The sequence below is a fragment of the Bradyrhizobium sp. SZCCHNR1015 genome, from assembly GCF_032489875.1.
Lineage (GTDB): Bacteria > Pseudomonadota > Alphaproteobacteria > Rhizobiales > Xanthobacteraceae > Bradyrhizobium.
On the sequence record NZ_JAUEYW010000027.1, the window covers coordinates 36,210 to 60,803 of the forward strand.

Below are 24,594 nucleotides of genomic sequence, written 5' to 3' on the forward strand. Positions count from 1 at the left end.
ATCTCATCCATGCGCCGGTTCGCCTGTTCCAAAAAATTATGGGAAAAACGCCCTTGCGTAGAATCTGGTTTGCGGTCGCCACGGCTCTGAGCCTGGCAACCGGCGGGATGACTGTCGCCGAAAATGCCTGGGCCGAAGGTCCCGGCGATGCCAAGGCCGTCAAATCCGAGGACGGGAAATACTTCGATAAGGATGGCATTCCGACCTACAAGGTGGCCGCCGACGGAACGGTCGACTGGTACACCTACTCCGGATACCGCCGCTATCATTCCGAATGCCATGTCTGCCATGGCCCCGACGGCATGGGATCGACTTACGCCCCGGCGCTCAAGGACTCGGTCAAGAACATGAGCTACGGCGACTTCATCGGGACCATTGCCAGCGGCCGCAAGAATGTCAGCACGTCCCAGGAGAACGTCATGCCGGCCTTCGGCGACAATCCGAACGTGGCCTGCTACATGGACGATCTCTACGTCTACCTGCGCGCCCGCGGCGATGACGCGGTGGGCCGCGTTCGCCCCGCCAAGCATGAGGACAAGCCGCCAGCCTATACGGAAGCGGAGAACTCCTGCATGGGCAAGAAATGACTGACGACGAGGACCGCGCCTGGACAGTTTCCCTGGACAGGGTCGCGGGCCTGACAGACTGAAACAGGAGTTTGAGACATGAAGACGCGCGCCGCGGTCGCTTTCGAAGCCAAGAAGCCGCTGGAGATCGTCGAGGTCGACCTCGAAGGGCCGAAGGCCGGCGAGGTGCTGGTCGAGATCAAGGCCACGGGCATCTGCCACACCGATGCCTACACGCTCGACGGTTTCGACAGCGAGGGCATCTTCCCCTCGATCCTCGGCCATGAGGGCGCCGGCATCGTGCGCGAAGTCGGCCCTGGCGTGACCTCGGTCAAGCCCGGCGACCACGTCATTCCGCTCTACACACCGGAATGCCGCCAGTGCAAGAGCTGCCTCAGCCGCAAGACCAATCTCTGCACCGCGATCCGCGCCACGCAGGGCAAGGGCCTGATGCCCGACGGCACGTCGCGCTTCAGCTACAAGGGCCAGACCATCTACCACTATATGGGCTGCTCGACTTTCTCCAACTTCACCGTGTTGCCGGAGATCGCGGTTGCGAAGATTCGCGAGGACGCGCCCTTCGACAAGAGCTGCTATATCGGCTGCGGCGTCACCACCGGCGTCGGCGCTGTCGTCAACACGGCGAAGGTCACGCCCGGCGCGAACGTCGTGGTGTTCGGCCTCGGCGGCATCGGCCTCAACGTCATTCAGGGCGCCAGGATGGCGGGGGCCGACAAGATCATCGGCGTCGACCTCAATGACGGCAAGGAGGAATGGGGCCGCCGCTTCGGCATGACCCATTTCGTCAACCCCAAGAAGGTGACCGGCGACATCGTCCAGCACCTGGTCGCGCTCACCGACGGCGGTGCCGACTACACCTTCGACTGCACCGGCAATACCACGGTGATGCGCCAGGCGCTGGAAGCCTGCCATCGCGGCTGGGGCGAATCGATCATCATCGGTGTCGCCGAGGCCGGCAAGGAGATCGCGACCCGCCCGTTCCAGCTCGTCACCGGACGCGTCTGGAAGGGCACGGCGTTCGGCGGCGCGCGCGGGCGCACCGACGTTCCCAAGATCGTCGACTGGTACATGAACGGGAAGATCGAAATCGACCCGATGATCACCCACACGCTGAAGCTCGAAGACATCAACAAAGGCTTCGACCTGATGCATGAGGGCAAATCGATCCGTTCCGTCGTCGTGTTCTGACCCCAAGCACGCAAAACTGAGGAGGATTGCGCCATGACTGTCCACATCCATCCGTCCGTCGATAACGGCGTCAAACAGGGAAGCGGCCATTTCGCCGGCGGCACGCTGGTCTGCAAATGCCACGACCGGCCGGTCAAGGTCGGCATCAAGGGCGATGTCGCGCATAACCACGCGTGCGGCTGCACCAAATGCTGGAAGCCCTCCGGCGCGACCTTCTCGGTCGTTGCAGTGGTGCCGCGGCAGAACGTCACGGTGCTGGAGAACGGCGACAAGCTCAAGATCGTCGATCCCTCCGCCGTCATCCAGCGCTACGCCTGCACCGGCTGCGGCACGCACATGTATGGCCGCATCGAGAACACGGGTCACCCGTTCTACGGCCTCGACTTCATTCACCCCGAGCTGTTCCAAGAGCAGGGTTCGGCCGCGCCGGGCTTTGCGGCCTTCGTCTCCTCGGTGATCGAGTCGGGCGTGAAGCCGGAACAGATGGGCGAGATTCGGGCGCGATTAAAGGAGCTGGGGCTCGAGCCCTATGACTGCCTGTCGCCAGCCCTGATGGATGCGATTGCCACCCACGTGGCGAAAGCAAAGGCGGCCTGACGGCCGCAACGTAACCAAGCGTACAACTGAAGCGTTCCTTCCTGAAGACTTGGTGCCTCGCCTGCCCCACGCTGGCGAGGCATTCTTTTTTGCCGTCGTTTCTTTTTTTCCCGTCGTTTTGATCTGGCGGCCGCCATTGTCGCCGGCGCATCGTCCTTGTTCCGCGTTTGCATTGCAGCGGGCCGCGCACGGCGTGCACCTGCTCTGCCAACACACGCGCCTGTGTAGACCGATGCCTGTCCCGGTCTGCTATCGTGAATCGTTTTCCGACAACTTCCAATTGATCCGGCGCGTGTACTCAGGACATGTGGTCCCGCGCGCGTCCACCAACGATCAGAACCAACGACCATTGGTCCGACAGAACGAGGGCGAGCATGATCAAGGTGAAAATCAACGGACAGGAGCAGAGCTGGGATGGCGATCCGAGCCTGCCGCTGCTGTGGTACCTGCGCGATGAGCTGGGCCTGACCGGCTCGAAATATGGTTGCGGCGCGGCGTTGTGCGGCGCCTGCACCGTGATGGTCGACAAGGAGGCCGCGCGCTCCTGCATCACGGCGATTTCGGATGTCGCGGGCCGCGAGGTCACCACCATCGAGGGCCTGCATCCGATCGGCGATCATCCGGTGCAGAAGGCTTGGCGCCAGGTCAACGTGCCGCAATGCGGCTTCTGCCAGGCCGGACAGATCATGCAGGCGGCGGCGCTGCTCAACCAGAATCCCAAGCCGTCGCATGACCAGATCCGGGACGCCATGTCCGGCAATATCTGCCGCTGCGGTTGCTATCAGCGCATCGAGAATGCGGTCCATCTGGCCTCGACGGGGGTGTGATCATGAGCATCATCGCAAATCCCGACATCGCGAAGTCCTCCTCGCGCCGCGGCTTCGAGCGGCATCTCAAGGTCGAGAACGTCTCGCGCCGCGCCATCCTACAGACGCTGGGCCTTGCCGGCGGGTTCGTCCTCGCGGCTCCCTTGCTGTCGCGCCCGGCGTTTGCCGCCTATGAGACCGGCGCCGGCAAGATGCCGCACGGCACCGTGGTCGATCCCAAGATCTTCGTTTCGATCGCGCCCGACGGCATCGTCTCCATCGTTGCACATCGCTCCGAGATGGGCACGGGCGTCCGCACCAGCCTGCCGCTGATCGTCGCGGAGGAGATGGAAGCCGACTGGTCGCGCGTGCGCGTCGTGCAGGCCCCCGGCGACGAGGTGAAGTTCGGCAACCAGGATACTGACGGCTCGCGCAGCACGCGGCACTATCTGCTGCCGATGCGCCAGATCGGCGCACTGGCGCGGGCGATGCTCGAAGCCGCGGCGGCCAAGCGCCTCGGCGTGCCGCCGAGCGAAGTGAAAGCCGTCAATCATGAGGTCGTGCACAGCGCCAGCGGCCGCCGCCTCGGTTTCGGCGAGCTCGCAGCCGATGCCGCCGGTCTGCCGGTGCCTGCGGTCGACACCATCAAGCTGAAGTCGCCTGGGGATTTCCGCTATCTTGGCAAGGGGCAGGTCAGCATCGTCGATCTGCACGACATCACCGTCGGCAAGGCGCGCTACGGCGCCGACGTCCGCCTGCCCGGCATGAAATACGCGGTCATCGCCCGGCCGCCGGTGACCGGCGGCAAGGTCAAGTCGTTCGATCCGGCCGAGGCACTGAAGGTGCCCGGCGTCGAGCAGGTGATCGAGGTCAAGGGCTGGCCGTGGCCGTCGAAGTTCCAGCCGCTCGGCGGCGTCGCCGTGATCGCACGCAACACCGGTGCCGCGATCAAGGGCCGCGACGTGCTCAAGGTCGAGTGGGACGACGGCGCCAATGCGAGCTACGACTCTGTCGCCTATCGGGCCGAGCTCGAGGCCGCCGCGCGCCAGCCGGGCCTCGTCGTGCGACAGGAAGGCGACGTCGAGGCCGCGCTGAAGTCGGCCGACAAGGTTGTCATCGGTGAGTACTACCTGCCGCACGTCGCTCATGCCAGCATGGAGCCGCCGGTCGCGGTCGCCGACGTCAAGGGCGACAAGGCCGAGATCTGGGCGCCGGTGCAGAGCCCCGGCGGCACGCACGAGGATGTCGCCAAGACGCTGCAAATTCCGCCGGAGAACGTGACCGTCAACGTCACCCTGCTCGGCGGCGGGTTCGGGCGGAAGTCCAAATGCGACTTCGCGCTCGAGGCCGCCCTGCTGTCGAAGACGGTGGGCGCGCCGGTCAAGGTGCAGTGGACGCGTGATGACGACATCCATCACGATTTCCTGCACACGGTGTCGGTGGAGCGCATCGAGGCCGGCCTCGACAAGAGCGGCAAGGTGGTGGCGTGGCGTCACCGCAGCGTCGCGCCGACCATCCTGTCGACCTTCGCCGCCGGCGCCGACCATGCCGCGCCGTTCGAGCTCGGCATGGGCCTCGTCGACATGCCGTTCGAGATCGCCAACATCCAATGCGAGAATCCGGCCGCCAAGGCGATGACCCGCATCGGCTGGTTCCGGTCGGTCTCGAACATCCCGCGCGCCTTCGCCGTGCAGTCGATGGTCGGCGAGATCGCGCACGCCACCGGCCGCGACCAGAAGGACACGCTGCTCGATCTGATCGGCAGCCCGCGCGTGCTCAAGCTCACCTCGGTGAAGGACCTCTGGAACTACGGCGAGCCCTACGAGAGCTACCCGATCGATACCGGACGGCTGCGCCGCGTCGTCGAGTTCGTCGCCGAGAAAGGCAATTGGGGCCGGTCGGTGCCCAAGGGCCACGGTCTCGGCATCGCCGCGCATCGCAGCTTCGTCAGCTACATCGCTACCATCGTGGAGGTGTCGGTCGACGACAAGGGCAAGCTTGTGGTGCACCAGGTCGACACCGCGATCGACTGCGGCACCTTCGTCAACCCCGAGCGTATCGCCTCGCAGCTCGAAGGTGCCGCGATCATGGGGCTGAGCCTCGCCAAATATGGCGAGGTGAGCTTCAAGAACGGCCGGGTGCAGCAGCGCAACTTCGACGACCATCCGGTGGTCCGGATCGACGAGGCCCCGCTGATCACGAACGTGCACATCGTCCCTGCCGATGCCGACACGCCGCCGAGCGGCGTCGGCGAGCCGGGCGTGCCGCCGTTCGCGCCGGCGCTCGCCAATGCGATCTTCGCCGCCACCGGCAAGCGCCTGCGGGCGCTGCCAATCGGCAATCAGCTCGCGACGTAAGCTTGCAGCAATCAGCAGATCATCGGCCGGAGCGATCCGGCCGATGATCCCACCGGAAGACGCAGGATCAGTCAGCGCCCGTAGCGCACCGAGGCATAGCGGCCAATGACGGCGCCACGTCCCTGCCCCGGCGCGCCGGCCACGCCGTGAGGCGTGCTGCCGCAGTCCTGGCGCTGCGGCACCGGCGCAGCCTTGATGGCCGTGTTTGCATTCGGCTGCCCCTCGACGAGCTTCGTCACCAGCGAGCGCAGCCGCTGATTCTCGATCTCCAGCTCTTTCAGATGACGCAGAGCAGGACTGCTGAGACCGCCATAGCGCTGACGCCAACGATAGAAGGTGCGCAGCGACACGCCGGCCGTGCTGCAAATTTCGGCAATCGGAACGCCCGACTCCGCCTCGCCAAGCAGAACCAGAATTTCGTGCTCGGTGTGCAGGGAACGTCGCATGATCAGGTACCCCTACGCGGCCAACGCGGTCAATCTCGCATGAATTCCATGAGCTTGGTAGTGCGGCAACGCATGGGTCTCGCAACCGCGCTCCGCGTGGGCGCACCGCGATCGAGGTCAAGCGCGGCGATGCGGGCTCATCGCAGGCCGCCGGCGCCTCGCCGCCAATTGGCAAAATTGACGCGCGTCGCCAGACACGTCGCCCGCTGCCGGTCGTGTGAGCAAGGCTGAACAGTTTTTGGCGTTGCCGACCGCGACATCCTGCCTTGATATCAGCTGCAAAGACCGAGACCCGAGGAGCCCTGCCATGTCCAAACGCCACGAGATTCCCGCGACGCATGACAGCATGGTCTGGGGCTATCTCGACAGCACGACACCGCCGGTGCTCGAGGTCGCCTCCGGCGACACCGTGACGCTGCATTCCTTTCCGGCCGGCGGGAAGGAGACCTTGCCCGAGGACCGTAGCATCGTTCCCGCCAACTACCTCACCGCGCTCGACACCATGATCCAGGGGCCCGGACCGCATTTCATCACCGGTCCGGTCTATGTGAAGGGCGCGCAGCCAGGCGATACGCTTCAGGTCGACATTCTCAACGTCAAGGTCAGCCAGGACTGGGGCTTCGTCTCGATCCTGCCGCTGCTCGGCACCCTGCCCGACGAGTTCACGGACTACGAGACCATCCACCCCAAGGTCGACCACGACCGCCAGGTCTGCATCATGCCCTGGGGCACCGAGATCGCGCTCGATCCGTTCTTCGGCATCATCGCCACTGCGCCGCCGCCGGCGTGGGGGCGGTGCGGCTCGCCGGTGCCGCGCAGTTTTGGCGGCAACATGGACAACAAGGAGCTGCGGCCCGGCACCACGCTGTATCTGCCCGTCTTCAACGAGGGTGCGCTGTTCTTTGCCGGCGACGGCCATGGCGTGCAGGGCGACGGCGAGGTCTGCATCACCGCGCTCGAGACCGGCGTCACCGGCAGCTTCCGCCTCACCGTGCGCAAGGACATGGACATCACCTGGCCGTTCGCCGAGAACGCCACCCACCTGATGTCGATCGGCCTCGACGAGGATCTCGACGACGCCGCCAAGCAGGCGGTGCGCGAGATGGTCAAGCACGTCTGCGCCCGCACCAATTTGTCGCGCAACCAAGCCTACATGCTGTGCTCGCTGGCCGGCAATCTGCGCGTCACCCAGCTGGTCGACGGCAACAAGGGCATCCACATGCTGCTGCCGAAGGCGTATCTCTGAGCCTCCTCTACCGGTTGACGAAGCGGTCGTGCGCGGTCAGCACGACCTGCCCGCTCGGATCGACCGCCTCGAAGGTGACGTCGGCATCCTCGGGCTCTGGCATGGTCAGCGTCACCCGCAGCGTTTCCGAGCCGTCGGGCTCGACCTCGATCGCATCCGCCGCCGCATGGCCGACGATGGCGAGCGCCGCGTCGACGCCGCTGATCCCGAGCTTGAAGCTCTGCACGGCCGAGGACTTGTTGAGCAGCTTGACGGTGTAGGCGTTGCGCACCGAACCATCCGACAGCCGCACGGCAAGGGGATCACGATCGTGCTGCACCGACAACACGGCCGTGGTCTTGGTCACGAACGACACCGCGATGACGCCGGCCAGCGCGACGCAGGCCAGCGCGAGTCCGATCGTCTTCGGCCGCACCAGCCGCGACACACGCGGCTCGCCGACGCGGCCGCGCTCGATGTTGCGCCAGCTCTCGTAGTCGATGAGGCCGCGCGGACGATCGAGCTTGGCCATCACCCCGTCGCAGGCGTCGACGCAGAGGCCGCAATTGATGCAGGCGAAGCTCGGACCCTGCCGGATGTCGATGCCGATCGGGCAGACCGCGACGCAGGCGCCGCAATCGACGCAGTCGCCGGCCGGCAGCCCCTGCGACCTCGCCTCGGCGGCCTTCTTGGCGGACATCCGGGTCTCGCCGCGATAGTCACGGTAGTTGACGGTGAAGGCTTCGGGATCCCAGATCGCGCCCTGCAGCCGCGGCCACGGACACATGAAGGTGCAGACCTGCTCGCGCGCGAAGCCGGCGAGGCCGTAGGTCGTGCCCGCGAACACCAGCGTCCAGGTCAGCGCCGTCGCCGACATCTCGCCATGGATGACATCGCGCACCAGCTCCGGCGCGTCGGTGAAGTAGAAGATCAGGGTGCCGCCGGTGCCAAGCGCGATCGCCATCCAAAGTGCGTGCTTGGTCGCGATCTGCGCGATGCGTTTCGCCGTCAGCGGCGCGCCGATGTTCTTCAGCCGCTGCCGCCGGTCGCCTTCGACCAGGCGCTCGACCAGCAGGAACAGGTCGGTCCACACCGTCTGCGGACAGGCGAAGCCGCACCACAGACGGCCGGCCAGCGCATTGACCAGAACCAGGATCAAGGTCGCCAGCAGCATCGCGGCGGTGATGAGGTAGAGGTCCTGCGGCCAGATCTCGGCTGGGCCGAGATAGAGTTTTCCGTGGGCGAAATCGAGCAGCACGGCCTGGCCCGGCGCATTCGGCCCGCGGTTCCAGCGGATGAACGGCGTGACGTAGTAGACCGACAGGGTGAACACCAGGATCAGCCATTTGAGCCGGCGGATCGGGCCCTTGACGCCCTGCGGAACCACAGGACCACCCGCCTTGCGCGGCGATCGTGCCGGGCTGCGCGCTGGTGCCTGGGACTGGCTTTGTCCCCGTCCCTCCGCCATGCGCCGCGTCCTGGCGTGATCGATCTCGATGGTGATGGCCACGGCTGCCCTCGTTCGCTTGCCTGTTGCAGGCGACGATAGGCGGCGAGGCCGGGACGCTCTTTGTCGGGCCACAAACTTGCGAACGGGTGGCAGCGACTGTTTGCGCGGGAACAACGATAGTTCCCGTTCGGCAGGCGACAAGAGGCGCGGCGCAGCGAGCGCGACGGAGGCGGGCGCAGCATCCGGAGGGACGACGATGGCGGCTGCCGCCCTTTGGGCGGCGGTCCGCAGGAGGACAGCGTATTGCCGCCACATCGGCATTCTTTGCTCGGCCCATCCTTCGAGACGCGCGCCTTCGGCGCGCTCCTCAGGATGAGGGCGGAATGCTCGGTCAAAGGCTTGAGCCTCATGTCACAGTCGTGATCCTCTCCATGAACACGCCAACAGCGTGTTCATAGTCCCGTATGCAGCGGCCGCCCCGCCGCTTGCGCCTCATGGTGAGGAGCGCCGCTCGCGGCGCGTCTCGAACCATGAGCCACAGGCGGGAAGCGAACTGCGGAGAAGTTCGTCTTCGTAGACAATATCCACGATCCTCAGACGATCTTGATCGACATGTCCGGCAGGCCTTCGAGCTTGCACAAGAGCACGTCGCCCTTCACCACCGGGCCGACATTCTCCGGCGTGCCGGAATAGATGATGTCACCGGCCTTCAGCTCGAACGCCTCGGACAGTTTCGCGATCTGCTCGGCGACGTTCCAGATCATCTTGGTCAGGTCGGAGTTCTGCCGGACCGTGCCGTTGACCGCAAGCGAGATCGCGCCCTTGGTGAAGTGGCCGACCTTCGAGACCGGATGGATCGGGCCGAGCACGGCGGCATGATCAAAGCTCTTGCCGATCTCCCATGGCTTCTTCTCGGCGGCCATGCCGTTCTGCAGGTCACGGCGAGTCATGTCGAGGCCGAGCGCGTAGCCATAGACATGATCGAGCGCGGACTCGGCGGGAATGTTGGTGCCGCCGGATTTCAGCGCCGCCACCAGCTCGACCTCGTGATGATAGTTCTTGGTCAGCGACGGATAGGGATGATCGGCGACCTCGCCGATCGCGACGTTCTGGATCGCGTCGGTCGGTTTCTGGAAGAAGAACGGCGGCTCGCGGTTCGGATCGGAGCCGCGCTCGATCGCATGCGCTGCGTAGTTGCGGCCGATGCAATAGATGCGGCGGACCGGAAACACGCCCTGCTCGCCGGCGATCGGAATCGTGGTCGCCGGCACGGCGAAGATCGGCTTCGGTCCGGCCTGAGCCGCAGCCGGATGAGTCTCCGTCATGATCGCGGCCGCTGCAGCGGCGCTGCCGGCAACGAGAAGATTGCGGCGTGAGGTGTCTGCCATTGGGGTCCTCCTGGGGTCAGCCGTCGCGACTGGCGGCCTGTTGTTCTTGAGCGCTATCGGCGCCCCAACTGATAAGCATATCCAGTATGCCAGCGCCACCATGCGCGCACGCGCGGTCGCTCTCGCGACGCAACACGCGCCCGAAGCGATGCTCGAGACCCTCGCCGGAAGCGCGAGGGCGCAGGGAAGGCCGGACCTCGACTGAGGCCCGTGGCCCGCCTGCGAAAAAAATGCAGGCGGCAGGAACCACAGGTTCAGCCGGACAGACCCGGCCTTCCCTGCGCGGTGGGTTGAACGTCTGCTCCGCGCTCTCCCCGGGGACCGGCTTGTTTGCCCCCGTCACCTGCGCAACCCGTCAGGTCGGCATCAGGCTTGGCGCCAGCATCGGGGCGCCAGGACCACACGGCTTGAACGTCCGCGAGTTGCCAATCGTCCAGCGCAACAGCACCTGACAGGCTCGCGGCCACCGCTCCCCGCCTCAACGTATCGTGACGACGCGTACGCCCCTCAGCATGAGGACGGGATAGAGGGAGGAGAGCATGTATTCCGATAAAACGAAAGAAGGAAATTTTTACGCCGAGATCTGGACTGAGGTGATCGTGTTGAACGCGCGGGCGATTTTTCGTTTTGGGCGCACACGCGATCTTCGATCATGAGAGGCGTTGCGGGCAGCGCTCTTGGCGGCGCCCGGGTCCGAGTCGCCCGACGGGCACGCATTGCCGGCAGCCCAGGCGCAGCACGGACGAGCGCAGCGTCACCCGGGGCGCTCCCCCACAACGCGTGTGATCCCAGATATCGCTGATCCGGATCCGCAGGCAGGGGTCGCGAAGGATCGCCCGCAGGCAAGCACCCGGCACGTGATCTGCCGAACCTTTGCTCGCGTTCCCTCGTTACTCAAACCTGACGGCGCAACCGCCATGACCGAAACGACACCACCAAGGAGGCGCCGCATGCTGATTGGGCTCACCAGCCTCCTCGTGCTCGTCCTGGCCGGCGCCGCCATTGCCGCGGGGCCGATCATGAGCCGGGTCGAACATCCCAAGTATGACGTGGTGAAGCGCGACGGCGAGTTCGAGATCCGCGCCTATGCGCCGATGATCATCGCGCAGGCGGAGGTGCAGGGCGCGCGCAGGCCGGCGATCGAGGAAGGCTTTCGCATCATCGCCGGCTACATCTTCGGCGCCAACCGTGCGAAGGCGAAGATCGCGATGACGGCGCCGGTGCAGCAGCAGGCCAGCGGCACACCACCGACGGATGGCGGGAACAGCGACCGGTGGAGCGTCAGCTTCGTGATGCCGTCGAGTTGGTCGCTGGAAACGCTGCCGCCGCCGGCCGACCGCAGGATCAAGCTGACGCCCGTCCCGGCACAGCGCATGGTCGCGTTGACCTTCTCGGGCTCCTATTCCGACGGCATCCTGGCCGAGAAAACCCGCGTGCTGCGCGACTACGCGCAACGGAAGGGACTGGCCGTGTCCGGCGCACCGCTGCTCGCCTTCTACAATCCGCCTTGGACCTTGCCCATGCTGCGGCGGAACGAGGTGATGCTGGCGTGTATTTGTTAGCTCTTCCCGATCGCCTCTCCTCACCCCTCGATGATCGCCACCGCCCGCGTCCATCCGGCCGAGGCGCGCTCGATCTTGACCGGGAAGCACGACACGGTGAACCCTGTCGACGGCAGTTGCTCCAGATTGTGCAGCTTCTCCAGGTGGCAATAGCCGATGTGGCGGCCGGCCTTGTGGCCTTCCCAGATCAGCGAGGCGTCGTGGGTCTCGGCATATTTCTGCGCGGTGAAGACGAACGGCGCGTCCCAGCTCCAGCCGTCGGTGCCGGTCAGGCGCACGCCGCGCTCGAGCAGATACATGGTCGCCTCATAGCCCATGCCGCAACCGGAATTGACGTAGTTGGCCTGTCCGAAGCGCGCGCCGGCCGAGGTATTGACGACGATGATCTCCAGCGGCGACAGCGTGTGGCCGATGCGCTTGAGCTCATCCTCGACATCCCTCGCGGTCACCACATAGCCGTCGGGGAAATGACGGAAGTCGAGCTTCACGCCCGGCTGCAGGCACCACTCCAGGGGCACCTCGTCGATGGTCCAGGCGCGCTCGCCGCGATTCATCGTCGGATGAAAATGCCAGGGCGCATCGAGATGCGTGCCGTTGTGGGTCGAAAGATTCACCTGCTCCACCGCCCAGCCCTGCCCATCCGGCAGGTCCTCGGCCTTCAGCCCGTCGAAGAACTGCAGCATGCGCGGCAGCCCCTGCTGATGGTCGATATAGGTGATGGTCGGATGATTGCCGGGCGGATCGGCGGGCACATCGTTCTGCAAGGGCACGGAGATGTCGATCAGCTTGCGGGCCATGGGCGGTCCTCTCTGATTGTCATTATTGGTTGTCGTCGTCGGCAACCGCAGCCATTGCCGACCGTGCCCGAGCCGATGAACTCGCCGGGCATCAGGGTCTCGTCCTTGCTGGTATAGGCGATCAGCTCCTCGAACGAAAACAGCATGCCGGCCGAGCGCGGCCGCGGTGAGCCGTTGCGGAGCCAGCTCAAACTGTTGAACGGCTGGGACGATCTGGACGGAACACCCATGGGGCCGATTGCGGGGCAAGAGCACCCGACCAGCCCCTGAAAGAAAGAGGCCGCCGACACAAGAAGTGCAGGCGGCCCAAGTCCAGGGAGGAAACGCCCCAAGAAGGGCTAGGTTTTACTTACTAGATCAGGAGAGTCGTGGGTATCCGGATGATACCGGAGGTTGTCATCGCGCTGCCGGGTTCCATATCCCGACCGAGATACCGTTAGACTACGCCGCCTGACGCTCCCGCACGCACGAATTCCGTGACCTTCCCGACATTGGAGTGGACCCACTCTGCCATCCGTTGCTCCAGCTGCGGCGACTGATCGAGCGGCGCGCAGACCTCCTCGACATCGTCGGCGCGGCGCAACGCGAGCAGCGACTTGTAGGTGGCGATCTCAAATAGTGGGCGATCTCAAACTGATCGAATGCGTCGGTGGCGAAGGTGTTCTTCAGGAACTCGTCGCCGAACGGCGCAAGTTCGATCTCCGCCAAGAACGGAACCTTCTCAACGCCACATCGTCGGTGTGACAAGATGCGCGCCATCGGACCGTTTCCGACCGAGAGCGCCAGGGCTTTGTGCAGCCTGATCGACATTGGGCTCAGGTTCGATTGCGGGCGCGTGGTCGAGCTGGATCACAGCAACCGCGGCGGGGTGTTCCGGAGCGCTGCGCTGATCGCGCGCGCATGGCGAAGCGGAACTTGCCGAATCACTCGGCTGGTCAACGGGGTCGTGCATGTGGCAGCTCCGAGCCCTGAAGCGGCGTTTACTAATCCCTTCCGAGACTAGGCGATATCAACTGCGTTAATCCATGCGCGATCTCGCCGCGGCCGATTCGCCCGCAACGCGACGGACCAGCGTGTGCTTGCCATCCGTTCGTGGCCGCGCGATGACGCCTCCCGCACTGCACGCGGGATCGTGATGGACGTTCCGCCGGCATCAGCGCTCGCGCGCGCCGACGCGGTCGAGCAGTGCCGCACCGGTGCGGATGCCATTGTAGAAGCAGTCGATCGTCATGTTCTCGTTCGGCGCGTGATTGGCCTCGTCGGCATTCGCATAGGGAACGACGAAGGCGGGAACGCCGAGTATCTTGGTGAAGACGTAGTCCGGCAGACTGCCGCCGGTGCACGGAAATTCGAGCGGTGTGACGCCCTGGGCGAGCGCGATGGCATCACGCACGATCGCGCCAAAGGGCGAATCGAGCGGCACGCGCGACGGCAGCATGCCGCCGCGCCGGATGAACTCCACCTCCGGCGCGTGGCGCTTCACATGCGCCTCCACCTTCGCCAGCACGTCGTCCGGCGTCATCGCCTCGACCAGGCGGATGTCGCATTTGACGAACGCCTCGCAGGGCAGCACCGTCTTGCTGCCCGGTCCGCCATAGCCGCCGTGCAAGCCGTTGATGGTCAGCGTCGGATGGAACATCAGGCGTTCGTAGTAGCCGCGATCGGGCGGCGCATCGAGATGGCTGAGACCGAGGCTCGCCTTGGCGGCATCGATATCCAGCGGCAGGCGTTTCACGGCCGCAATGTCCAGCTCGCTCGGCGGCACGATCGCATCATGCAGACCGTCGATGGTGATCTCGCCTGCGGCATTCTTCATCGTCCCGAGCAGGTGGACCAACGTCCAGATCGGATTCGGCACGATGCCGCCGAGATTGCCGGAATGCACGTCGCGGCTGGCGTGCCTGGCACGCAGCTCGAACGAGCACATGCCGCGCACGCCATAGGTCATGGTCGGCCGCCCCGAAGGGTGCATCGGCCCGTCCGCGGTGACGACGAAGTCGGCTTTCAGCCGGTCCCTGTTGGCGGCGACGAAATCGGCGATGCGCGGGCTGCCGATCTCCTCCTCGCCTTCGAGCAGAAAGATCACATTGCAGGGCAGCTCGCCATGCACTCGGAGATGGGATTCGATCGCCATGAGCTGCGCGAAATGCTGGCCCTTGTTGTCGCCGATGCCGCGCGCATAGATGCGGCCGTCGCGGATGGTCGGCTCGAACGGCGGGCTCAGCCACAGCTCCAGCGGATCCGGCGGCTGCACGTCGTAGTGGCCGTAGAGCAGCACGGTCGGTGCGCCCGGCTTCTTCTGCCAGCGTCCGAGCACCATCGGATGTCCTGCCGTCGGCACCGTCTCGGCATCGAGTCCGATCTCCCGCAGCATCCTCACCAGCAGCGCGGCGACCTCGGCGATGCCGACATTGTGAGCGCTGATCGAGGGATGCCGGACATAGTCCATCACGCGAGCCAGGAAATCCTGCTTTTGATTCTCGATGTGAGCGAACACCGCCTTCAGGCCAGCAGATGGACGCGGCAGGCTACGCTCTTCATTCATGATGTCGGCTTTCGGCGCGTGCAATGGAAGGACAGGCTGATGTTCGATCGAATTGGACCGAAAAGCAAATCACGCGCGGAGCGAGCCCCGCGCGCGTGATCGATTGACCGCTCGATGCGGCGCGATGCTCAACCCTTGACGGCCGTGACCACGATCTCGATCAGCGCGCCGCCGCCGAGATCGGAGACGCCGACCGTGGCGCGGACCGGCAGGTCGTCACCGAAGAACGCGGTCCAGGCCGCATCCATCTCCTTCTTCTTCGACAGGTCGGTGACGAAGATCTGGCCGGAGACGACGCGCGACCGGTCGGTGCCGGCCTCCTTCAGGAAGCCGTCGATCTTGCCGAGGATGTTGCGGGTCTGCTCGCCCATCGACACCGAGGTGTCGTCGGCGATGGTGCCGCCGATGAAGACGAAGCCATTGGCCTCGACGATGCGGTGATGAATGGCGGAGCGGATCTTGCGGGTGATCGTCATCATGTCCTCATGTCGTTGATGAAAGAGTGGAAGTCTGAAAGCGCGCGACGCTGAGACCGCCGATGCGCGTCTGGGTGCCGCCATGGGCGATCAGCTCGGCCATCACGGCGCCGGCGCCGGGGCCGAGCTGGAAGCCGTGCGCGGAGAAGCCGAACTGGTGATACAGCCCGTCGTGAACGGCGCTCGGCCCGAACACCGGAATGTCGTCGCGCATGCGTGCCTCGATGCCGGCCCAGGCGCGCACGATGGTCGCGCTGCGCATGACAGCGAACAGCTCCGCGACGGTGCGCGCGCTCTCCGACAGCTTGCGCCAGTCGAGCACGGTCTCGTTGCGGTCCTGATCGGGGATGGCGAGGTGTCCACCGCCGATCAGCACCGTGCCGTTGGGGAACTGCTTGAACGACAGCTTGCGGCCGCGCAGGATCACGACGGGATCGATGAAGTGAGCCACCGGCGAGGTGATCATCAGCATCGGCGCGATGGTCTCGACCGGGACCGGCTCGCCGAATTGCGCGGCGATCCGTCCCGCCCAGGCGCCCGCGGCGTTGACCAGCACCGGGGCGGCGAACGTCTCGGAGCCGACGTCGACATGCCAGAGCTTGCCGTCCTTGCGGATGTTCGTCGCAGCCACGCCCTCGCGAATGAGCGCGCCGAGCTGCTCAGCCTTGCGGCGGAACGCCGTCGTGGTGCGCGCGGGCTGCGCCGCGCCGTCCCGGCGAGATACAACGCCGCCCGGACAGCTCTCCGCCACGGCCGGCACGAGGCGACGCAATTCCGAGCCGTCGATCAGCTCCTCATGGCTGAAGCCGCGTGCGTTGAGATCGGCGACGCGGACGCGGCAGGCGTCGAGCTCCGAATCGTTCTCGGCGACCAGCACCTGGCCAAAACTCTCGAAACCGCAATCATCGTCGACGAGGTCGCTGATGGTCTCCCAGATGCCCATCGAGCGGATCGACAGCGGAATCTCCGCGACGTCGCGCGCGAGCTGCCGCACGCCGCCGGCGTTGACACCGGAGGCGTGGCGGCCGGCATAATCCTTCTCGATCAGCACCGGCTTCAGCCCGGCGAGACACAGATGCAGCGCGGTGGAGCAGCCGTGGATGCCGCCCCCCACGATGATGGCATCCGTCTTCACGGTCATCCGCGCACCACGGCCTTGGTCGCCTCTTCGGTCTTTGGTAGGCCTGCCAGCTCGGACAGCATGATCGGCTTCACCGGCGCGCGCAGCCGGTAGTAGCCGATCTCCTGCGGGGTCTTGCCGCGCGCCTGCGCCATCAGCTCGGTGACCGTGAGGCCACACAGCCGGCCCTGGCACGGCCCCATGCCGGTGCGGCGATAGGCCTTGAGCTGGTTCGGTCCGGTGGCGCCGATCGCGACGGAGTCGAGCACATCTCTGGCGGTGATCTCCTCGCATCGGCACACGATGGTGTCGCCTTGAGGAATACGGAACTGCTTTGCCGGCTGGAATAGAACGTCGAGGAAGGCGCGAGCGCGCTCGGCACGTTTCAACTGCGCTGAATGGTCCAGAACCTGTGCCTGGGGCCGCAGCGCCTTGATGGCGCTTGCTGCCGCGATACGGCCCCGCCACAGCGCCGCCTGCGCGCCGCCGATGCCGGCGCCATCCCCGGCAATGGCGATGCCGGGAATGGAGCTGTTACCAAGGGCATCCAGCACCGGAGTCCAGCACAGTTGCAGCTCGTTCCAGCGATGCTCCACGCCGGCGGCCATCGCGAGATTCACATTGGGGACCACGCCCTGATGCAGCAGCAGCAACTCGGCCGCCAGCGTCTCGCGCTTGCCGCCCGCCGTGGCGTAGCTGACCGCCGAGAGCTCGCCATCGCCCTCTGCCACGAGCTCGGTCACACCGCTGGTGATGCGCACCTTGGCTCGCACCTCACGCATCATCGCAAGCCCCTTGCCGAAATAGGGCGAGGTCAGGAACGCGAAGGCATGCGGCAGCGCCGCGATGTAGTTGGCACGCGGCGTGGTGTCGAGAATGCGGTCGATGCGGCCACCGAGGCGCAGGATCTGCGCCGCGAGCAGCCACAGCAGCGGCCCCTGCCCGGCGATCACGGTCGGACCATCCGGCACCAGCCCGGACGATTTCAGCATCGTCTGCGCGGCACCGGCCGTCATCACACCGGGCAGGGTCCAGCCTTGTATCGGGAACGGCCGCTCCTGCGCCCCGGTCGCGATGATGACTCGCCTCGCCTTGATGAAGGCCGAACCGCCGCCGATGGAAACACCGAGTTCGAGATTGCGATCGAGGCTCCACACCGTGGCGCGAGGGATGATCTCGGCGCCGCTGGTCTCCGCGGCTTTCGCGATCTCGGCGCCCGACCAATAGTCGGTGCCGAGCAGCGCCTCGCGCTTCACCGGCGTCGAATGGATCGCGCGCCAGACCTGCCCGCCCGGGCCCGCATTCTCGTCGAGCAGCAAGGTCGACAGGCCGGCGCCGGCGGTCGCGGCCGTCGCGGCCAGCCCGGCAGGACCGGCGCCGATCACCACGACGTCATATTCATCATGCTTCGGCGCCGCGCTCATTTGCCGATCTCCCGCTTGCCCTTCTGGATCTCGATCTGCAGGCCCTCGGCGACCGGCACGAGACAGCCTTGCCGGTTGCCGACGCCATCGATGGTGACGAGGCAGTCGAAACACACGCCCATCATGCAATAAGGCAGCCGCCTTGCGCCGCTCACCGCAGTGGCGCGCCGGACGTCGAGGCCGGAGGCGAGCAGCGCCGCCGACACGGAGTCACCCTCGCGCGCGGCAATCGGCTGGCCCTCGACGTGGATCGTCACCGATCCCCTCGCATCACCCTCAGTTCGTTTGAACATCATCGTCTCCATGGCGCCCTGCGCCGTCATCTCTCAGTAGTAGCCACTGCCGCCCGCTCCCGCTTCGCTGTCGAAGCGGCGGGCTGTGAACGCGCCGACCAGCTCCGGCTCCAGCGCGCCGTCCTTGACCATGCGCGCGATGTCGAAGGCGTGGTTCGCCGCGAGCGTCACGCCGGAATGGCAGCAGGCGACGAAGGCGCCCGGGTGGGTCTCCGACTGCTCGTAGATCGGAAAGCCGTCCTTCGGCATCACGCGGATGCCGGTCCAGCTTCTGACGACGTTGAGCCGCGCCAGATGCGGGAAGGTGCGCTGGGCGCGATCGGCCATGACCGCGTTGACGGAAAAGTTCTGCACGCGGTCGTCGAGCTCGTCCTCCTTGCTGTCGCCGATCATCACCGTGCCCTCGTCTGTCTGGCGGATCGTGGTCAGCGGATGCGGCAGGAACGGCATCGTGCGCTCGGTCACGACGATCTGGCCGCGCGTCGGCCCCATCGGCGCGGACAGCCCGACCATCGGCGCCAGGGTCTGGTTGGCATTTCCTGCCGCGAGCACGACCTTGGTCGCGCGGATCTCGCCTTGCGCCGTCGTCAACCTGAACTCATTGCCGTCCCGCGCGATCGCACCGACCGCGCGCTCCGGCAGATAGTCGACGCCGAACTGCCTCATGCCGGCGTGCAGGGCGCGGAAGGTGCGCAGCGAATTCACATGACCGTCATAGGGACAGAAGCTGCCGCCGGAGACCTCCGGGCCGATCAGCGGCAGCATCTTCTTCACCTCGGACGCCGGCAGCATCTCCATCTGATAGTCGGCGGCACCGACCTGGTTGTGCATGCGCGCGACGAGCTGGGTGCGCTGCTCGTACTCGGCCTCGCCGAGGGTGAGATGAAAGCCGCCGTTCTGCTGCAGCACCACGTCGAGCCCGGTCTGCGCCTTCAGCTCCTCGGCGAGCTTCGGCCACGCCCTGGAGCCGCGCACCGTCCAGCCGGTGTAGGCGGGCATGCCCAGGCCCTTGCTCTGCACCCACACCAGCGCGAAGTTGGCGCGCGAGGCACGCTTGGCGATATCGCCCTCGTCGAGCACCGCGACGCGCTGGCCGAGCCGGCCCAATCCCCAGGCAATCGCAGAGCCGAGCAGGCCGCCGCCGACGACGGCGACGTCATAGTCTTTCGTCATAAGGTCTCCTATCGTCCGGCGTCGCCGCCTTTGGCGGTCAGCACGCGGTCGAGCCCGTAGAAGCGATCGAGCAGGATCAGGACGGTCATGGTGACGGCGATGACGCTTGCCGACACCGACGTCACCAGCGGATCGATGTTGTCCTGGATGTAGAGGAACATGCGCACCGGCAAGGTCTCTGTGCCGGGCGTCGCCAGGAACACGGTCATGGTCAGATCGTCGAACGACTGGATGAAGGCGAGCATCCAGCCGCTCACGATGCCGGGCAGGATGGCGGGCAAGGTGACGCGGCGAAACATCGTCCAGCCGTCAGCGCCGAGCGAGACCGCGGCCATCTCGATCGACCGGTCCATGCCGGTCGCGGCCGCAAGCGTCAGCCGCAGCGCGAACGGAAACACCACGACGACATGGGCGATCACCAGCGCCACGAACGTGCCGCCGATGCCGACGGAGGTGAAGAAGCGCAGGAAGGCGATGCCGAGCACGACGTGCGGGATCATCAAGGGTGACAGGAACAGCGCCGACAGCGCGTCACGGCCGCGGAAGCGATAGCGGCTGATCGCCAGCGCCGCCGGCACCGCGAACAAGAGCGCCACGCACGACGACAGCGCGCCGAGCCACAGGCTCACGCCGAAGGCGTGGACGAATTCCGGATAGTCGGCGAGCGCCCTGAACCAGCGCAGCGAGAAGCTGGTGATCGGGATCGACAGGAAACCTTCCGGTGTGAACGCGACCCAGCACACGACGACGATTGGCGCCACCATGAAGACGACGAAGACGGCATGGAAGATCAGCGCCAGTGGGCCGTTCCTGCTCATCGGAACACCTCCTGGTAGCGGCGCTCGATCAGCGCGTTGGAGCCGACGACGATCAGGACGAGCGCGATCAGCAGCAGCACGGCAACCGCGGCGCCGAGCGGCCAGTTCAGCGTATTGAGGAACTCGTCATAGGCGAGCGTCGCCGCGACCTTGAGCCTGCGGCCGCCGATGATCGCCGGCGTCGCAAACGCGCTTGCGGACAGCGAGAATACGATGATGGCGCCCGACAGCACGCCCGGCATGATCTGCGGCAGCACGATGCGGCGGACCACCGTCAGCGAGCTTGCACCCAGCGACAGCGCCGCGTTCTCGACCTGCGGATCGAGCCGCTGCAGCGCGGTCCATACCGCGAGCACCATGAACGGCATCATCGCATGCGCCAGCGCGATCACCATGCCGGTCTCGGTGAACATGAACCTGATGGGTGACTCGATCAGGCCGAGCGTCATCAGCAGCTTGTTGGCAAGCCCGTTGTTGCCGCCGAACAGGAGCGCCCAGCCGAGGGTGCGCGCAACGACCGAGATCAGCAGCGGGCCGATGATCACCAGCAGGAAGAGGCCCTTCCACGGCCCCTGCATGCGGTTGAGGATGTAGGCCTCCGGCACGCCGAACACCGCCGTGATCGAGGTCGCCAGCACCGCGACGCGGAAGGTGCGCCAGAACATCTCCGCGTAGTAGGGATCGTCCACGATCTCGCGCCAGTTCTTCAGGATGAACACCGGCTCGATGCCCTTGTACTGGCCCCAATCGTGGAACGACAGCATCACGGTCATCGCCAGCGGGATCACGACGACGCCCAGGAACAGCATCAAGGCCGGCAGCGCCAGGGAAAGCCCGGCCCGCGTCTCCGACGGGTTGGACGCGATGGTCGCGCTCATGCTGCAGCCTTCGCGGCGCGCAGGCTCATGTCCGAGACCTGCCAGACGAGATGCACCGCGGCGCCCTGCTCCGGCTGCGGCAGGCCGTCATTCTGGCGGATCACGATCGCCGGCCCGCATTCGGTGTCGCATTGGAACAGCCAGTGATTGCCCTGGAAGATGCGGCTCGTGATGCGCCCCGCAAGACCGGCGTCGCCGAAGCCGATACGCTCGGGCCGGACGCTGACGGCGACGGAGCCGGCCACGCCGGCCGGCGCCGGCGCGCTCCACGATCCCGCGACCAGCCTGGCCTGCCCGGAGGCGCAATCCACCGTCGCGGCAAACTCGTTGGTCTTGCCGAGAAACTGCGCGACGAAGACCGAGGCCGGCTGCTCGTAGACCTGCTGCGGCGTGCCGATCTGCTCGATCCTGCCCTTGCTCATCACCACGATGCGGTCGGACAGCGACATCGCCTCGATCTGATCATGGGTAACGAGGATGGTCGTAGTGCCGAGGTCGCGCTGGATCTGGCGCAGCTCGATCTGCATGTCCTCGCGTAGGCGCGCATCGAGATTGGACAGGGGCTCATCGAGCAGCAGCAGGCTCGGCCGGATCACCAGCGCGCGCGCGAGCGCCACGCGCTGCTGCTGGCCGCCGGACATGCGGCGGGGATGACGGTCCTCATAGCCGGCAAGGCCGACCAGCGCGAGCGCCGATCGTACGCGCTCCTCGCGTTCCTTGCGCGCGACTTTGCGCATCTCCAGACCGAACGCGACGTTCTCGGCGGCGGTCATGTGAGGAAACAGCGCGTAGCTCTGGAACACGATGCCGAGGCCGCGCTTCGCCGGTGGCACCGCGACGAGATCCCTGCCCTCGAGGCGGATCGCACCATGTGAGGGATCGAGGAAGCCCGCGATCATCTGCAACGTGGTGGTCTTGCCGCAGCCCGACGGGCCGAGGAACGAGATGAACTCGCCCTTGGCGACGCCGAGGCTGAACTCTTCGACGGCCGTGTTGGGGCCGAAGGACTTGCCGACGCGGTCGAGTTCGAGGAGGGACATGCTTTGGATCCAGATGGGCGAGGAATACTGGCGCTCCGCGCACGGTGCACCTCCCTTCCCCTTTAGGGGAAGGGAGAACACCGCCGTCAACGAGAGAGGCTCGCAACAAGCAACCGGTTAGCGCTCGACCTCGCGATTCCAGCGCTTGGTCCATTCCTCGCGCTTCTCGTTGACCACGCTCCAATCGGGCGCATAGACCTTGGCGGCGCGTTCGCCGATGGGCGCCATCGCGCCCACGCCCTCGGGGATCACGACGGATTTCACGACCGGGCCGTAGCCATATTCCTTCAGCATCGTGAGCTGGATCTTCGGATCGAGCAGCAGCTTGATGAAGCTCGAGGCCAGCGGCGAGACCGACGGCTTGGTGATCGGACACGCCGTCGTCAGCAGGCTCACGGCACCTTCTTTCGGATAGACGAAATCGACCGGAAAGCCGGTGTTGGCGAAGCTCTGCACGCGACCGCTGCCCCACACCGCGATGACCGCCTGCCCCGATTGGAACAGCTCGGTCATCTTGCCGGGCGACGGCTCGTAGGCCAATACGTTGGGATTGATGTCATTCTTGAAGATCTTGAAACCGGCATCGACATTGCTCTCGCTGCCGCCGTTCATCTTCGCCAGCATCAGAAGCACGTTGAGGCCGTAGGTGTTGTTAATCGGCGGAATGACGAGCAGTTGCTTGTATTTCGGATCCTTGAGATCGTTCCACGAGGTCGGCGCGGCCCAGCCTTTCTCGGCAAACACCTTCTTGTTGTACATCAGGCCGGTGGCGACGAGGCCGATGGCGACCGCCTTGTCATCCTTGAAGCGCGCGACCTCCAGCAGATCGCCGGGCAGTCCGGTGACCTTGTCGCAGAAGCCGAGCTGGATCGCCTGGTACATCGGGCCGTCATCGACGATCGCGACGTCGATCTGCTGGTTGCCCTTCTGCGCCTGCAGCTTGGCGAGGGTGTCGGTGGAGTTGCCGGCGACGTATTCGACCTTGACGCCGTTGGCCTGCTCGAACGGCGGGATCACCTCCTCGCGGATCGTCTTCTCGAACGAGCCGCCATAACCGGCGACATAGAGCGTCTTCTGCTGAGCCCAGACCTGCGAGGCCGAGGCCAGGACGGCGACGCTGACCGCCATCAGGAGTTTAGGGTGCTTCATTGGACCGATCTCCATCATCTTGGATACGAGACGGTATAAAAAAACCGCCCCAGGGAGATCGGCTTGCCCGATGGCATCCGCAGATCCAGGAAACCCGGAGCTGAAGAGCCTAAAAAACGAGCCTTCCCTCACCCTGCCAAAAAAGATCGCAGCAGAGGCTTTGATCGTCCAATGAATAATGGCACCCTATTCATACGTAAATGTTATGGATGTAAGGACGTATGGCGCGGATCAACTCGCGGCAGGTCGAAGCCTTCCGGGCGATGATGCTGAGCGGCAGCGTCACCGAGGCAGCCAAGCTGATGGCGGTGACGCAGCCGGCGGTCAGCCGGCTGCTGCGCGACCTGCAGGCGCTGCTCAAGATGGAGCTGTTCGAGCGGCGCGGCACCGGCCTGGTGCCGACCGCGGCAGCGACGGCGCTCTACATGGAGGTCGAGCGCTCCTTCGTCGGGCTCGATCGCATCACCGCGGCCGCTGAGGAGATCCGTGGCCGGCGCACCGGGACGCTGCGCATTGCCGCGCTCCCCGCGCTTGCCAATGGCTATCTGCCGCGGCTCGCAGGCCACTTCCTGCAGGAGCGCCCGAACCTCAACCTCGCCTTCTTCGGCGTGATCTCGCCGATCGTGATCGACTGGGTGCTGAACGCGCAATGCGACGTCGGCTTTGCCGAGGTGCCGATCGCCCATGCCGGGCTGCCGAGCATCAAGCTGCCGGCGCTGCCGCGCGTCGCCGTTCTCCCGGCAGGCCACCGGCTTTGCGCGAAGACGATCTTGGTGCCGCGCGACTTCGATGGGGAGACCTTCATCTCGCTGTCGTCTGGCTCCACCAGCCGGCATCTGATCGATCAGATCTTCCATCGCGAGGATGTCAGGCGCGTGCTGCGGGTCGAGACGACCCTGTCGGAAATCATGTGCGGGATGGTGTCGTCGGGACTGGGCGTCTCGATTTGCGATCCGTTCACCGCGCGCGAATTCGACGGCCGTGGCGTGGTGATGCGGCCCTTCGCGCCGCGCATCGACTTCGAATTTGCCGCGGTGTTTCCGCCGCAGCGCAGCCCCTCGCCGGTGGCGCTGGACCTTGTCCAGTCGGTGCGACAGGCCCTGGAAGAGCTCGGCCGGTCGTCGATCCCTGGAGAAACCGGGTGAGGCCTGGTGGGCGAACCTAGGACCCGCGGATTGTGATCGAGAGTTCTGCCGGTTTGACGGCAGGATTTGATTGCATCGGAATCTTCGTCAGCTCTGTCATGATGCTTCTAGTTGTACGCCCTGACGTTGT

Annotated in this window: 24 protein-coding genes; 9 read left to right on the plus strand and 15 right to left on the minus strand. The window is 65.7% G+C overall.

Translation table 11 applies throughout. The annotated features are described in order from the left end of the window. Positions 1 to 107 precede the first annotated feature (107 nt). From QX128_RS32055 to QX128_RS32075, 5 genes are all read left to right on the plus strand, one after another. Positions 108 to 587 (plus strand): c-type cytochrome, methanol metabolism-related, encoded by a 480-nt coding sequence (locus tag QX128_RS32055; RefSeq protein ID WP_316179903.1) that lies wholly within the window; start codon positions 108 to 110, stop codon positions 585 to 587. Positions 588 to 665: 78 nt separating this feature from the next. Continuing rightward, complete coding sequence (locus tag QX128_RS32060) at positions 666 to 1,775, plus strand: S-(hydroxymethyl)glutathione dehydrogenase/class III alcohol dehydrogenase (protein ID WP_316192879.1); 1,110 nt, start codon at positions 666 to 668, stop codon at positions 1,773 to 1,775. A 33-nt stretch (positions 1,776 to 1,808) separates the two neighbouring features. Then, positions 1,809 to 2,372: an S-(hydroxymethyl)glutathione synthase gene (gene gfa, locus QX128_RS32065; RefSeq protein ID WP_315713222.1), complete on the plus strand. Its 564-nt coding sequence runs from the start codon at positions 1,809 to 1,811 to the stop codon at positions 2,370 to 2,372. Between the two features lie 374 nt (positions 2,373 to 2,746). After that, the gene (locus QX128_RS32070; RefSeq protein ID WP_316217015.1) at positions 2,747 to 3,199 is read left to right on the plus strand and encodes a (2Fe-2S)-binding protein; all 453 of its coding nucleotides are present in this window, start codon (positions 2,747 to 2,749) and stop codon (positions 3,197 to 3,199) included. 2 nt (positions 3,200 to 3,201) lie between these two features. After that, positions 3,202 to 5,535, plus strand: a complete 2,334-nt coding sequence (locus tag QX128_RS32075) for a xanthine dehydrogenase family protein molybdopterin-binding subunit (RefSeq protein WP_316239545.1) — start codon at positions 3,202 to 3,204, stop codon at positions 5,533 to 5,535. A gap of 71 nt (positions 5,536 to 5,606) precedes the next feature. Here the strand turns inward: QX128_RS32075 and QX128_RS32080 are convergent, their stop codons facing one another. Further along, complete coding sequence (locus QX128_RS32080; RefSeq protein ID WP_316179899.1) at positions 5,607 to 5,981, minus strand: transposase; 375 nt, start codon at positions 5,979 to 5,981, stop codon at positions 5,607 to 5,609. A gap of 307 nt (positions 5,982 to 6,288) precedes the next feature. Between QX128_RS32080 and QX128_RS32085 the strand changes: the two genes are divergently transcribed. Beyond that, the gene (locus QX128_RS32085) at positions 6,289 to 7,227 is read left to right on the plus strand and encodes an acetamidase/formamidase family protein (protein WP_316239546.1); all 939 of its coding nucleotides are present in this window, start codon (positions 6,289 to 6,291) and stop codon (positions 7,225 to 7,227) included. 7 nt (positions 7,228 to 7,234) lie between these two features. Here the strand turns inward: QX128_RS32085 and ccoG are convergent, their stop codons facing one another. Then, on the minus strand, positions 7,235 to 8,716 hold the full coding sequence (gene ccoG, locus QX128_RS32090; RefSeq protein ID WP_316239547.1) for a cytochrome c oxidase accessory protein CcoG: 1,482 nt from the start codon (positions 8,714 to 8,716) through the stop codon (positions 7,235 to 7,237). A 533-nt stretch (positions 8,717 to 9,249) separates the two neighbouring features. Then, complete coding sequence (locus tag QX128_RS32095; protein ID WP_316239548.1) at positions 9,250 to 10,044, minus strand: fumarylacetoacetate hydrolase family protein; 795 nt, start codon at positions 10,042 to 10,044, stop codon at positions 9,250 to 9,252. Between the two features lie 950 nt (positions 10,045 to 10,994). On the opposite strand from QX128_RS32095, the gene QX128_RS32100 reads away from it, so the two are divergent. Beyond that, positions 10,995 to 11,606, plus strand: coding sequence for a heme-binding protein (locus QX128_RS32100; RefSeq protein ID WP_316239549.1), 612 nt, complete (start codon positions 10,995 to 10,997; stop codon positions 11,604 to 11,606). 20 nt (positions 11,607 to 11,626) lie between these two features. Here QX128_RS32100 and QX128_RS32105 read toward each other — a convergent pair whose 3' ends face one another. Together QX128_RS32105 and QX128_RS32110 are read right to left on the minus strand one after the other, a co-directional pair. Continuing rightward, positions 11,627 to 12,403 (minus strand): cyclase family protein, encoded by a 777-nt coding sequence (locus QX128_RS32105; protein WP_316239550.1) that lies wholly within the window; start codon positions 12,401 to 12,403, stop codon positions 11,627 to 11,629. Further along, complete coding sequence (locus QX128_RS32110; RefSeq protein WP_410051426.1) at positions 12,388 to 12,633, minus strand: fumarylacetoacetate hydrolase family protein; 246 nt, start codon at positions 12,631 to 12,633, stop codon at positions 12,388 to 12,390. Before QX128_RS32110 ends, QX128_RS32105 begins: the two co-directional genes overlap by 16 nt. A gap of 388 nt (positions 12,634 to 13,021) precedes the next feature. Between QX128_RS32110 and QX128_RS32115 the strand changes: the two genes are divergently transcribed. Next, positions 13,022 to 13,147 (plus strand): hypothetical protein, encoded by a 126-nt coding sequence (locus tag QX128_RS32115; protein ID WP_315803740.1) that lies wholly within the window; start codon positions 13,022 to 13,024, stop codon positions 13,145 to 13,147. 409 nt (positions 13,148 to 13,556) lie between these two features. On the opposite strand, the gene QX128_RS32120 is transcribed toward QX128_RS32115, so the two are convergent. The 10 genes from QX128_RS32120 to QX128_RS32165 all read right to left on the minus strand — a co-directional run bounded on the left by QX128_RS32120 (position 13,557) and on the right by QX128_RS32165 (position 23,319). Further along, a complete protein-coding gene (locus QX128_RS32120) occupies positions 13,557 to 14,948 on the minus strand; it encodes a M20/M25/M40 family metallo-hydrolase (RefSeq protein ID WP_316239551.1) in 1,392 nt (463 codons plus the stop codon). A 128-nt stretch (positions 14,949 to 15,076) separates the two neighbouring features. After that, positions 15,077 to 15,424, minus strand: a complete 348-nt coding sequence (locus QX128_RS32125) for a RidA family protein (protein WP_315752792.1) — start codon at positions 15,422 to 15,424, stop codon at positions 15,077 to 15,079. Positions 15,425 to 15,431: 7 nt separating this feature from the next. Beyond that, positions 15,432 to 16,565 (minus strand): FAD-dependent oxidoreductase, encoded by a 1,134-nt coding sequence (locus tag QX128_RS32130; RefSeq protein WP_316239552.1) that lies wholly within the window; start codon positions 16,563 to 16,565, stop codon positions 15,432 to 15,434. Continuing rightward, positions 16,562 to 17,968 (minus strand): FAD-dependent oxidoreductase, encoded by a 1,407-nt coding sequence (locus QX128_RS32135; protein WP_316239553.1) that lies wholly within the window; start codon positions 17,966 to 17,968, stop codon positions 16,562 to 16,564. The genes QX128_RS32130 and QX128_RS32135 overlap by 4 nt, the downstream gene beginning before the upstream one ends. Continuing rightward, entirely contained in the window at positions 17,965 to 18,261 is a 297-nt protein-coding gene (locus QX128_RS32140) for a (2Fe-2S)-binding protein (protein ID WP_316239554.1), read from the minus strand. The genes QX128_RS32135 and QX128_RS32140 overlap by 4 nt, the downstream gene beginning before the upstream one ends. A gap of 33 nt (positions 18,262 to 18,294) precedes the next feature. Further along, positions 18,295 to 19,434 carry an FAD-dependent oxidoreductase gene (locus QX128_RS32145; RefSeq protein ID WP_316239555.1) on the minus strand — a complete coding sequence of 380 codons (1,140 nt, stop codon included), beginning with the start codon at positions 19,432 to 19,434 and terminating at the stop codon, positions 18,295 to 18,297. A gap of 8 nt (positions 19,435 to 19,442) precedes the next feature. Beyond that, positions 19,443 to 20,252 (minus strand): ABC transporter permease, encoded by an 810-nt coding sequence (locus QX128_RS32150; RefSeq protein WP_316239556.1) that lies wholly within the window; start codon positions 20,250 to 20,252, stop codon positions 19,443 to 19,445. Beyond that, the gene (locus QX128_RS32155; protein ID WP_316179888.1) at positions 20,249 to 21,130 is read right to left on the minus strand and encodes an ABC transporter permease; all 882 of its coding nucleotides are present in this window, start codon (positions 21,128 to 21,130) and stop codon (positions 20,249 to 20,251) included. Before QX128_RS32155 ends, QX128_RS32150 begins: the two co-directional genes overlap by 4 nt. After that, positions 21,127 to 22,170, minus strand: coding sequence for an ABC transporter ATP-binding protein (locus QX128_RS32160; RefSeq protein ID WP_316239557.1), 1,044 nt, complete (start codon positions 22,168 to 22,170; stop codon positions 21,127 to 21,129). Before QX128_RS32160 ends, QX128_RS32155 begins: the two co-directional genes overlap by 4 nt. 117 nt (positions 22,171 to 22,287) lie before the next feature. Continuing rightward, complete coding sequence (locus tag QX128_RS32165) at positions 22,288 to 23,319, minus strand: ABC transporter substrate-binding protein (protein ID WP_316239558.1); 1,032 nt, start codon at positions 23,317 to 23,319, stop codon at positions 22,288 to 22,290. A gap of 221 nt (positions 23,320 to 23,540) precedes the next feature. Between QX128_RS32165 and QX128_RS32170 the strand changes: the two genes are divergently transcribed. Then, on the plus strand, positions 23,541 to 24,464 hold the full coding sequence (locus QX128_RS32170) for a LysR substrate-binding domain-containing protein (RefSeq protein WP_316179886.1): 924 nt from the start codon (positions 23,541 to 23,543) through the stop codon (positions 24,462 to 24,464). The last annotated feature ends 130 nt before the right edge of the window (positions 24,465 to 24,594 follow it).

Coding starts and splice junctions, on each gene's coding strand:
- QX128_RS32055 (WP_316179903.1), top strand. CDS start 108: ATGACTGTCGCCGAAAATGCCTGGGCCGAAGGTCCCGGCGATGCCAAG.
- QX128_RS32060 (WP_316192879.1), top strand. CDS start 666: ATGAAGACGCGCGCCGCGGTCGCTTTCGAAGCCAAGAAGCCGCTGGAG.
- gfa (WP_315713222.1), top strand. CDS start 1,809: ATGACTGTCCACATCCATCCGTCCGTCGATAACGGCGTCAAACAGGGA.
- QX128_RS32070 (WP_316217015.1), top strand. CDS start 2,747: ATGATCAAGGTGAAAATCAACGGACAGGAGCAGAGCTGGGATGGCGAT.
- QX128_RS32075 (WP_316239545.1), top strand. CDS start 3,202: ATGAGCATCATCGCAAATCCCGACATCGCGAAGTCCTCCTCGCGCCGC.
- QX128_RS32080 (WP_316179899.1), bottom strand. CDS start 5,981: ATGCGACGTTCCCTGCACACCGAGCACGAAATTCTGGTTCTGCTTGGC.
- QX128_RS32085 (WP_316239546.1), top strand. CDS start 6,289: ATGTCCAAACGCCACGAGATTCCCGCGACGCATGACAGCATGGTCTGG.
- QX128_RS32095 (WP_316239548.1), bottom strand. CDS start 10,044: ATGGCAGACACCTCACGCCGCAATCTTCTCGTTGCCGGCAGCGCCGCT.
- QX128_RS32100 (WP_316239549.1), top strand. CDS start 10,995: ATGCTGATTGGGCTCACCAGCCTCCTCGTGCTCGTCCTGGCCGGCGCC.
- QX128_RS32105 (WP_316239550.1), bottom strand. CDS start 12,403: ATGGCCCGCAAGCTGATCGACATCTCCGTGCCCTTGCAGAACGATGTG.
- QX128_RS32110 (WP_410051426.1), bottom strand. CDS start 12,633: ATGGGTGTTCCGTCCAGATCGTCCCAGCCGTTCAACAGTTTGAGCTGG.
- QX128_RS32120 (WP_316239551.1), bottom strand. CDS start 14,948: ATGAATGAAGAGCGTAGCCTGCCGCGTCCATCTGCTGGCCTGAAGGCG.
- QX128_RS32125 (WP_315752792.1), bottom strand. CDS start 15,424: ATGACGATCACCCGCAAGATCCGCTCCGCCATTCATCACCGCATCGTC.
- QX128_RS32130 (WP_316239552.1), bottom strand. CDS start 16,565: ATGACCGTGAAGACGGATGCCATCATCGTGGGGGGCGGCATCCACGGC.
- QX128_RS32135 (WP_316239553.1), bottom strand. CDS start 17,968: ATGAGCGCGGCGCCGAAGCATGATGAATATGACGTCGTGGTGATCGGC.
- QX128_RS32140 (WP_316239554.1), bottom strand. CDS start 18,261: ATGTTCAAACGAACTGAGGGTGATGCGAGGGGATCGGTGACGATCCAC.
- QX128_RS32145 (WP_316239555.1), bottom strand. CDS start 19,434: ATGACGAAAGACTATGACGTCGCCGTCGTCGGCGGCGGCCTGCTCGGC.
- QX128_RS32150 (WP_316239556.1), bottom strand. CDS start 20,252: ATGAGCAGGAACGGCCCACTGGCGCTGATCTTCCATGCCGTCTTCGTC.
- QX128_RS32155 (WP_316179888.1), bottom strand. CDS start 21,130: ATGAGCGCGACCATCGCGTCCAACCCGTCGGAGACGCGGGCCGGGCTT.
- QX128_RS32160 (WP_316239557.1), bottom strand. CDS start 22,170: ATGTCCCTCCTCGAACTCGACCGCGTCGGCAAGTCCTTCGGCCCCAAC.
- QX128_RS32165 (WP_316239558.1), bottom strand. CDS start 23,319: ATGAAGCACCCTAAACTCCTGATGGCGGTCAGCGTCGCCGTCCTGGCC.
- QX128_RS32170 (WP_316179886.1), top strand. CDS start 23,541: ATGGCGCGGATCAACTCGCGGCAGGTCGAAGCCTTCCGGGCGATGATG.